Consider the following 8,826-nt stretch of genomic DNA (forward strand, 5'->3'; position numbering starts at 1 on the left):
GCAAACTTTTAAAGATAAAAATATCCTAGTAATTTAAGGATAACACATAAAAAAAATAATGAAAGTTTTTTTTAGTTAATTTGAAAAAAAATTGTTTGACAAATTAAGAAAGAAGCTACAGAATGATACTTGACTGATATTCTAGTATATTAGGATAAGATTTTTGGAGGAATTCAACATGAAAAAAACTTTAGTTGCTGCGACTTGCGTTTTGCTTGCTGCTGGATTGGCTTTGACAGGATGCAAAGAAAAAAAAGCCGAAAAAATGGTTCTCCGTTATGCAGAAAACCAGGCTCAGGATTATCCTACAACAAAGGCTGCTTACAAATTTGCTGAACTTGTAGAACAGAAGACAAATGGAAGAATTCACATTGACGTTTACCATGGCGGACAGTTAGGTGATGAAAAGGCCGTAATTGAACAGCTTCAGTTTGGTGCTATTGACTTTACACGTGTTTCTATTTCGCCATTGAGTGAATTTGAAAAATCGCTCAACGTTCTTCAGCTTCCATATCTTTATAAAGACGCAAGCCAAATGTGGCGTGTTCTTGACGGAGAAATCGGAGAAAAGTTCCTTAACTCGATGGACAAAAATAACTTGGTAGGTCTTTCTTGGTTTGATGCAGGAGCAAGAAATTTCTACGACTCAAAACGCCCAATCACAAAACTCAGCGATATGAAAGGTCTTAAGATTCGTGTTCAGGAATCTCAGCTTATGATGGGAATGGTTGCTGCTCTTGGTGCAAGTGCTACTCCTATGGCTTACGGTGAAGTTTATTCTGGACTTCAGACAGGAGTTATCGACGGAGCTGAGAACAATTGGCCTTCGTACGATTCAGTTTCTCACTACGAAGTCGCAAAATACTACGTTCTTGACGAGCACACGCGCGTTCCAGAAATGCAGCTTGTTTCTAAGCTTACTTGGGACAAATTCTCTGATTCTGACAAGGCGATTATCAAAGAATGTGCAAAAGAGTCTGCAAAACTTGAACGTGAGCTTTGGGCTGCTAAGGAAAAGGTTTCTGAGGAAAAAGTTCGTGCGGCAGGCTGTACAATTACAGAGCTTGAACCTGGAGAAAAAGAAAAATTCCAGGCTGCAATGGCTCCTTTGTATGCACAGTTTGGCGCTGGTTACGAAGATGTAATAAAAAACATTCAGGCTCAGTAATTTTTGATTGAATAAAGGGCAGGTNNTTTTTGCTAAAAACGTAAACTTGCCTTTTTTTTAGATTTTTATAACTAATATTTTAGTATATTAGTTAGGTTTAAAAAGGTTTTATTATGGTTTCAATTGTTGAAAAAATAAAGAATTTTTTTGCGTCTGCTCCGGCTGAAATTTGCAAACCTGGATACAACGTTCTTGAAAAAATTATTTCAGGCATAACTTTTGTTTTTGACTGCATCTACAGAGTTCTGCTTGAATTTGCAAAACTTGTTATCCTTGTAATTGTAATTATTGTAAGCTGCCAGGTTTTTGGACGACTTGTGCTTCATAAGTCGATTATGTGGTCAGAAGAAGTTGCTCTTCTTTTGATGGTTTGGACAGCATTTATTGCAATGGCAATTGGTGTTGAAAAAGAGCTTCATATTGCTATTACACTATTTTTTGCTATGCTTCCAAAAAAAATTCAGTTTGTTATTTCTAAAATAAACACTTTGGCAACAATTTTCTTTGGATATATTCTTTTTTTCTATGGAATAAAACTTGTAAAGATGACTTGGGCAAGCACTTTGCCTGCAACACAATGGCCGGCTGGAACCGCTTACTGCATGATGCCTGTTGCCGGAAGTTTCATTATTTATTTTGCGCTTACGGATTTATTCGGCTTAAAAAAATATCGGCATTCGATTATTGAAGGAGAATCTTCTGGTGGAAAAACCGACCAGCAAATTATTGAAGAAATGCGTGCCTGCAACACAATTGGAGGTGAGACAAATGTATGACCCAACTATAGCTATATGGCTTTTACTTGGAACTTTTGTTCTTTTTATCTTGATAAAAATGCCGGTAACATTTGCGCTTGCCGTTTCATCGTGCATTACGCTTGTTTACGTCCACATTCCGCTGATGGCTTTCATTCAGCAAATGGGAAAAAGCATAAATTCGTTCAGTTTGATGGCGATTCCGTTCTTTATTCTTTCGGGCGAAATTATGGGCGCGGGCGGAATTTCAGACCGTCTTTTAAAGGCTGCGAACGCGATTGTCGGAAGATTCAGAGGCGGACTTTCATACGTGAACGTTCTTGCTTCAATGTTCTTCGGCCATCTTTCAGGCTCGGCTGTAGCTGATGTCTCATCTCTCGGCTCGATTGAGATTCCGATGATGGTGAAAGGCGGCTACGACAAGGATTATTCTGTAGCGGTTACAGTCGCGACATCTTGCCAGGGCGTTCTGATTCCTCCAAGCCACAATATGATTATCTATTCAGTTGCGGCAGGCGGAGTTTCTGTAGGCGCGCTTTTTATGGCAGGACTTTTGCCTGGAATCACGCTTGGAATTCTGTTCCTTGTTGTCTGCGGAATCATGAGCATTATCCGCCACTATCCGAAAGGAGAAAAAATCGGGCTAAAACAGGCTTTAAAGATTTGTCTTGATGCAATTCTCGCATTGTTCACTGCGGTAATTATTTTGGTTGGTGTAACAGCAGGCTGGTTTACAGCGACAGAATCTGCGGCGATTGCCTGTATTTACTCATTCATAATCTCGGTTTTTGTCTACAAAGAGCTAAAAATCTCGATGATGCCGAAACTTTTGATGAACACTGTAAAAACGCTCGCAATGGTTTTCTCTTTGATTGCGGCGGCTGGCGGATTCGGTTATCTTCTCGCGCTTTTGAAAGTTCCGACAATCATCACGACTGCTCTTCTTTCAATCAGCGAGAACAAGGTTGTTCTTCTGCTTTTGATTAACATAATGCTGCTTCTTCTTGGCTGTATTATGGACATGGCTCCGCTTATTTTGATTGTGACTCCGATTATTGCGCCTGTCGTTCATAACGTTGCAGGAATGAGCCTTGTTCAGTTTGGCGTTATGCTCATATTCAACCTTGCGATTGGACTTTGCACTCCGCCTGTCGGCTCTGCCTTGTTTGTCGGCTGCGGTGTCGGAAAAATCAGCATCGAAAAGACGACAAGAGCGATGATTCCGTTCTATCTGACGATGATTGCAGGTCTTATGCTTGTAACTTTTGTACCTGATGTTTCTTTGTTCCTGCCGAAGCTGCTCGGATATGCAGTGTAAGTAATAAGTAAATGGAAAAATCGCTTTTATGCGATTTTTGAGGAACAGTGCCGTTTTCAGGCGGCATTTCACTTAATGCTTTGTATAAAACCAAAAAAAAACGAGGAAACGCTATGAAAATGACTTTGAGATGGTACGGGCCGGGATTTGATTCTGTGACGCTTGAGCAAATCAGGCAGATTCCGGGCGTAAAAGGCGTAATCACGACGCTGTACGATGTTCCAGCCGGCGAGGAATGGACACGCGAAAGAATAAAGAATCTAAAGGAAACTGTCGAGAAATCAGGGCTTGAAATTTCAGGAATTGAAAGCGTAAACGTCCACGACGCGATAAAAATCGGAAGCCCAGACCGCGACAAATACATTGAAAACTATATCAAATCGCTTGCCGCGCTCGGCGAAGAAAATATCCACATGGTCTGCTACAACTTTATGCCGGTTTTTGACTGGACACGCACCGACCTTGCGAAAAAACGTCCGGACGGCTCGACTGTTCTCGCATACGACCAAAAAGTTGTGGACTCTATCGACCCGCAGACTTTTTTTGACAAGACAACGGACAATTCAAACGGCTTTGTGATGCCGGGCTGGGAGCCGGAGCGTCTCTCAAAAGTAAAGGAGCTTTTTGCGGCATATAAAGACGTGACTTCTGAAAAGCTTTTTGAAAATCTTGTTTATTTTCTAAAGGCAATCGGCCCTGTCTGCGAGAAATACGACATGAAAATGGCGATTCATCCTGACGACCCTGCATGGTCGGTTTTCGGGCTTCCGCGCATAATAACCGGAAAAGACACAATCCTTAAAATGCTCCGCGCCGTTGACAAGGAATACAACGGTATCACGCTCTGCATGGGAAGTCTCGGAACAAACCCGAAAAACAACATTCCTGAGATAATGCGCGCATGCAAGGGAAGAATTCATTTTGCGCATATCAGAAATCTTCATCATTTTGCGCCGGGAGTTTTTGAGGAGGCGGCCCATCTTTCATCAGACGGCAGCTTTGATATGTACGAGGCTGTAAAGACTCTTTACGAGACAGGTTTTGACGGCCCTGTTCGTCCAGACCACGGAAGAACAATCTGGGGCGAAAAGTGCATGCCGGGCTACGGACTTTACGACCGCGCGCTCGGAGCAATGTACATTCAGGGGCTTTTGGAAGCTGTGGAAAAATCGCAGAAAAAATAATGGGAGCTGGCTAAAGCACACGTCCTGCCTGCGGCAGGGATGCTGCGTGCAAGCACGCTGCGAGTTTTGTCAGCGCAAAACTCGGAATATTGAACTGTGTGCTAAAGCACACGTCCTGCCTGCGGCAGGGATGGGAGCCACGCGAAGCGTTCAAAATTGACGGCAGTTTTACTGCCGCCGGTTTTGAATGTAGCGAATAGCGAAATGGCGGACAGCCCGGTTTTTGTGCAGTGGAACGGAACAAAAAGCCGCCCAAATCTGCAAAACGTTTTCAATCGTGCTGTAATTTTTGGAGAATATTATGAAAAACCAAGAGAATTCTGTTTATGGAGTGTTGAGAGAAAAAATTCTTAGTTTGGAATTAAAACCGGGGCAGGAACTTAACGTAAATCAGCTTGCTAATGAAATGAATGTTTCCCGTTCTCCAATCCGCGATGCTCTTTTAAGGCTTTCTCTTGATAAACTGGTTGATGTTTTTCCTCAAAAAGGCACTCGTGTTGCTTTTTTGGACAAAGATATTATCAAAAAGGAAAGATTTTTGCGTATTACGCTTGAACTTGGCGTTCTGAAAGTTTTTATGGAAAGCCTTGACGAAAATAAACGAAAAATCTGCGCTACGAAATTACAGGCGCTTCTTCTTGAACAGCATGCAAGCCTTTTGGATGGAAATAAAAAAGCTTTTTTGCAGAAAGACGATGAGCTGCATCATTTTTTTTATTCGGAGACGAAAAATGAATGGCTTTGGAAAGTTCTTGATTCGCACACGGGAAACGATCATCGCATACGAATTTTGAGTTACAATGCTGACAGAATTGCGAACAGCGTGGAAAAAGAGCATATTGAGCTTGTCAAGGCGATTGAAAACGGAGATGCGGAACTTGCCTGCAAGGTTGATGAAGAGCATATGCAAGTTCTTTCTGATTTGCTTGAAGATATGAATAAAAATTATCCTGAATATTTTAGCTCTTAGATGATTTTTTTTTGCGAAAATTGAAATTTTGAAAGAATAAAGACAAAAAGTAAAAACGAGAAAAAAACAGACTGTTAGTCGGACAGCTTGGATATAAAAGGCGGAATTTGCCGCAAATATTTATGGAGGATTATTTTATGAAACTGAACTTAAACGAAATTAAAGACGGCTCAAAATGGAACGGCTACAAACTGCCGAAATTCGACCCGAAAAAAATTGCAGAAAATACAAGAAAAAATCCGGAGTGGATTCACTTTGGGGCAGGAAATATCTTTAGAATTTTTCCTGCAGCCTTGGCTCAAAAACTTTTGAACGAAGGTTTGATGAATACTGGAATTATTGCCGGCGAATGTCACGATCCTGAAATTGTTGAAAAACTTTTTAAGCCGCATGACAATTTGACTCTTGGAGTTACACTAAAAGCCGACGGTTCTATCGAAAAAGAAATCATAGCTTCTGTCGTTGATTCTGTCTGTGTCTATCCTGAATTTAAGGATGACTGGGAGACAGTGCTTGCGGCATTTAAAAATCCAAGCCTTAAAATGCTTTCGTTTACTATTACAGAAAAAGGTTACGCTGTTACTTCTTCTGACGGAAAATTGATTGGACAGTATGAGCATGATTTTGCCAATCCGCCTGAAAAAGCAGAAATGTTCTTGTCTAAACTTACAGGACTTTTGCTGGAACGCTTTAATGCCGGAAAACTTCCTCTTGCTTTGGTTTCTATGGACAACTGTTCTCATAACGGAGAAAAACTTTCGGCTGCTGTTTTAAAAATTGCAGAAAACTGGCAGAAAAAAGGCTTTGTTCCTTCTGAATTTATTGATTATCTAAAGGATGAAACAAAAATTGCTTTTCCTTGGACTATGATTGATAAAATTACGCCTCGCCCAAATTCTAAAGTCGCGGAAATGCTTAAAAAAGACGGTTTTGAAGAGACTGAGCTGATTGTAACTTCAAAAAACACTTACTGCGCAACTTTTGTAAATGCCGAAGAAACTCAGTATCTTGTAATTGAAGACAAATTTCCTAATGGCCGCCTGCCTTTGGACAAAGCCGGAGTTTATTTTACAGACCGCGAAACTGTAAATAAAGTCGAAAAGATGAAAGTCTGCACCTGTCTAAATCCTCTGCACACCGCTCTTGCTCTTTCTGGATGCCTCTTGGGATTCAATTTGATTTGTGACGAAATGAAAGACAAAGACCTTAAAAAAATGGTCGAAATTTTGGGCTATAAAGAAGGATTGCCTGTTGTAGTTGATCCAAAAATTATAAAACCGAAGACTTTTATTGATGAGGTAATCGAAAAACGTCTGCCAAATCCGTTTATGCCAGATACTCCTCAGAGAATTGCAACCGATACTTCACAAAAACTTTCGATTCGCTTTGGAGAAACCGTAAAAGCATATCTTGCAAATCCAGAACTCAATGTAAAAAGTCTGAAAATTTTGCCTATGGTTTTTGCGCTTTGGCTTCGCTATCTTCTTGGAATTGATGATAATGGAAAAGAATTTGAGCTTTCTCCTGATCCGCTTCTTCCAGATGTAAAAAATGAACTTTCAGGAATTTTAATTGGCAAAAATGATGAAACTAAAGTTGAAGAAAAAATCAAAAAACTGTTAAAAAATGAAAAGATTTTTGGCTTTGACGTTGTTTCTTCTGAATTGTACGGAAAAGTAAAATCTTATTTTATGGAAATGATAAGTGCAAACGGAAAAGTCCGCGAAGTGATTTCGCACGCAGTTGAAAACTAAAATGCTTTTCGCAAAATAAAAGGCTATGCGATAAGGTTTTAAACTTTGAAGTGCACCTCTAAATTTGGACATAAAGTTCAATTTTGGAGGTGCATTTTTTATTTGCAGTTAATTCAATTTTTACTGAATTATTTTACAAATTCTTTCTTTAAGAAATCCAAATCAAGCTCTGGATAAAGGACGAATTTGCTCAAAAGCGCCTGAACTCGTTTTGAAGCGGCTTCCTTTACGCTTTCGTCAAGAACAATCTTGAGTTTTGCAGGTTTTCCGTCTTTTGTTACGCCCGGCTTTGTTCCTTTGAGAACCATATCGATAATCGCAGCGACTTCTTTCATCTCGCCTTCTTTCATTCCTAAAGTTGTGAGCGCTGGAGTTCCGAGACGAAGACCTGAAGTGTACCATGCGCCGTTCTTGTCATATGGAAGCGCGTTCGCGTTTGTTGTTACGCCTGCCTGGAAAAGTGCCGCCTCAGCCTGCTTTCCTGTAAGTCCGTAAGAAGTAATATCTGCAAGCATAAGGTGATTGTCTGTTCCGTTTGTCTGCAGGCGGATTCCCAAATCCTGAAGCTCTTTTGCAAGCGCCTGAGCGTTTTTTACAACCTGATGAGCGTAGTCCTGATATTCTTTTGTGTTCGCTTCTTTGAAAGCGATTGCCTTTGCAGCCATTACATGCGGAAGAGGTCCGCCGAGAACCATCGGGCAGCCCTTGTTCACATAGTCCTCAAATTCTTTCTTGCAGAGAATCATAGCTCCGCGAGGTCCTCGCAAAGTCTTGTGTGTTGTTGTTGTTACAACGTCTGCCCATTTTACCGGGTCAAAATCTCCAGTGAATACTTTTCCTGCGACGAGACCTGCAAAGTGCGCCATATCAACCATGAGAACAGCTCCGCACTTGTCTGCAATCTCGCGGAAGCGTTTGAAGTTGATTGCACGCGGATAAGCTGAATAACCTGTCAAAAGGATAAGCGGCTTAACTTCCATTGCCTGTTTTTCGATTGCGTCGTAGTCAAGAAGACCTGTCTCCTTGTCAACTCCGTAAGGATGGCTTTCAAACATTCTCGCAGAAATGTTCATCTTGTAGCCGTGAGTAAGGTGTCCGCCACAAGAGTAGTCGAGTCCCATGAGACGCTGGTTTCCGAAGCGGTGCCGAAGCTCGTCAAACTGCTCTGCTGTAAGGTCGTTCAATGATTTTACGCCAAGCTCCTGCAATGTCGGAGTCTCAACTTTTGCCGAAAGAATTGCCCAGTATGCAACGAGGTTTGTGTCCGCTCCAGAGTGAGGCTGAACGTAAGCATAGTCTGCGCCGAAAAGCTCTTCCGCTTCGCGCGCCGCCGTCATCTCAACTGCGTCAACGTTTACACAACCGCCGTAATATCTGTGTTCTGGGTAGCCTTCGGCATATTTGTCTGTAAGAAGATTGCCCATTGCTGCCTGTGTTGCGAGAGAACTGTAGTTTTCAGACGCAATCAGCTTGAGGTGGCTTCGCTGGTTTTCGATTTCGTTTACAATATCAGCGGCGATTGATGGATTTACAGATGCAACCTGCTGAAGATTTGCAACGTAAGCTGTCATTGCAACGTTTGGTTTCCCGTTACAAGAAGAAAGGTAATTTTCCAATGGTGTAGCCATTTTTCGCTCCCAATAAAAAGTCAAGATTAAAACTTTAGTTTTAGGATTG

At 41.4% G+C, this 8,826-nt stretch carries 7 protein-coding genes; 6 read left to right on the forward strand and 1 reads right to left on the reverse strand.

The genetic code is table 11. The features are described from left to right. Window positions 1-178: 178 nt before the first annotated feature. From B3Y13_RS04670 to B3Y13_RS04695, 6 genes are all read left to right on the forward strand, one after another. Entirely contained in the window at window positions 179-1,168 is a 990-nt protein-coding gene (locus B3Y13_RS04670) for a TRAP transporter substrate-binding protein (protein ID WP_296024136.1), read from the forward strand. A 113-nt stretch (window positions 1,169-1,281) separates the two neighbouring features. Then, window positions 1,282-1,944 carry a TRAP transporter small permease gene (locus tag B3Y13_RS04675; RefSeq protein WP_296024134.1) on the forward strand — a complete coding sequence of 221 codons (663 nt, stop codon included), beginning with the start codon at window positions 1,282-1,284 and terminating at the stop codon, window positions 1,942-1,944. Beyond that, the gene (locus B3Y13_RS04680; RefSeq protein ID WP_296692977.1) at window positions 1,937-3,241 is read left to right on the forward strand and encodes a TRAP transporter large permease; all 1,305 of its coding nucleotides are present in this window, start codon (window positions 1,937-1,939) and stop codon (window positions 3,239-3,241) included. The genes B3Y13_RS04675 and B3Y13_RS04680 overlap by 8 nt, the downstream gene beginning before the upstream one ends. Before the next feature lie 113 nt (window positions 3,242-3,354). Then, window positions 3,355-4,425, forward strand: coding sequence for a mannonate dehydratase (uxuA, locus tag B3Y13_RS04685; RefSeq protein WP_296692980.1), 1,071 nt, complete (start codon window positions 3,355-3,357; stop codon window positions 4,423-4,425). A gap of 301 nt (window positions 4,426-4,726) precedes the next feature. Beyond that, on the forward strand, window positions 4,727-5,395 hold the full coding sequence (locus tag B3Y13_RS04690; RefSeq protein ID WP_296692982.1) for a GntR family transcriptional regulator: 669 nt from the start codon (window positions 4,727-4,729) through the stop codon (window positions 5,393-5,395). A gap of 137 nt (window positions 5,396-5,532) precedes the next feature. Further along, window positions 5,533-7,149: a mannitol dehydrogenase family protein gene (locus B3Y13_RS04695; RefSeq protein WP_296024130.1), complete on the forward strand. Its 1,617-nt coding sequence runs from the start codon at window positions 5,533-5,535 to the stop codon at window positions 7,147-7,149. 128 nt (window positions 7,150-7,277) lie between these two features. On the opposite strand, the gene B3Y13_RS04700 is transcribed toward B3Y13_RS04695, so the two are convergent. Next, entirely contained in the window at window positions 7,278-8,777 is a 1,500-nt protein-coding gene (locus B3Y13_RS04700; RefSeq protein WP_296692986.1) for a glycine hydroxymethyltransferase, read from the reverse strand. Window positions 8,778-8,826: the final 49 nt, after the last annotated feature.

This window comes from Treponema sp. UBA7567 (assembly GCF_002476655.1).
Lineage (GTDB): Bacteria > Spirochaetota > Spirochaetia > Treponematales > Treponemataceae > Treponema_D.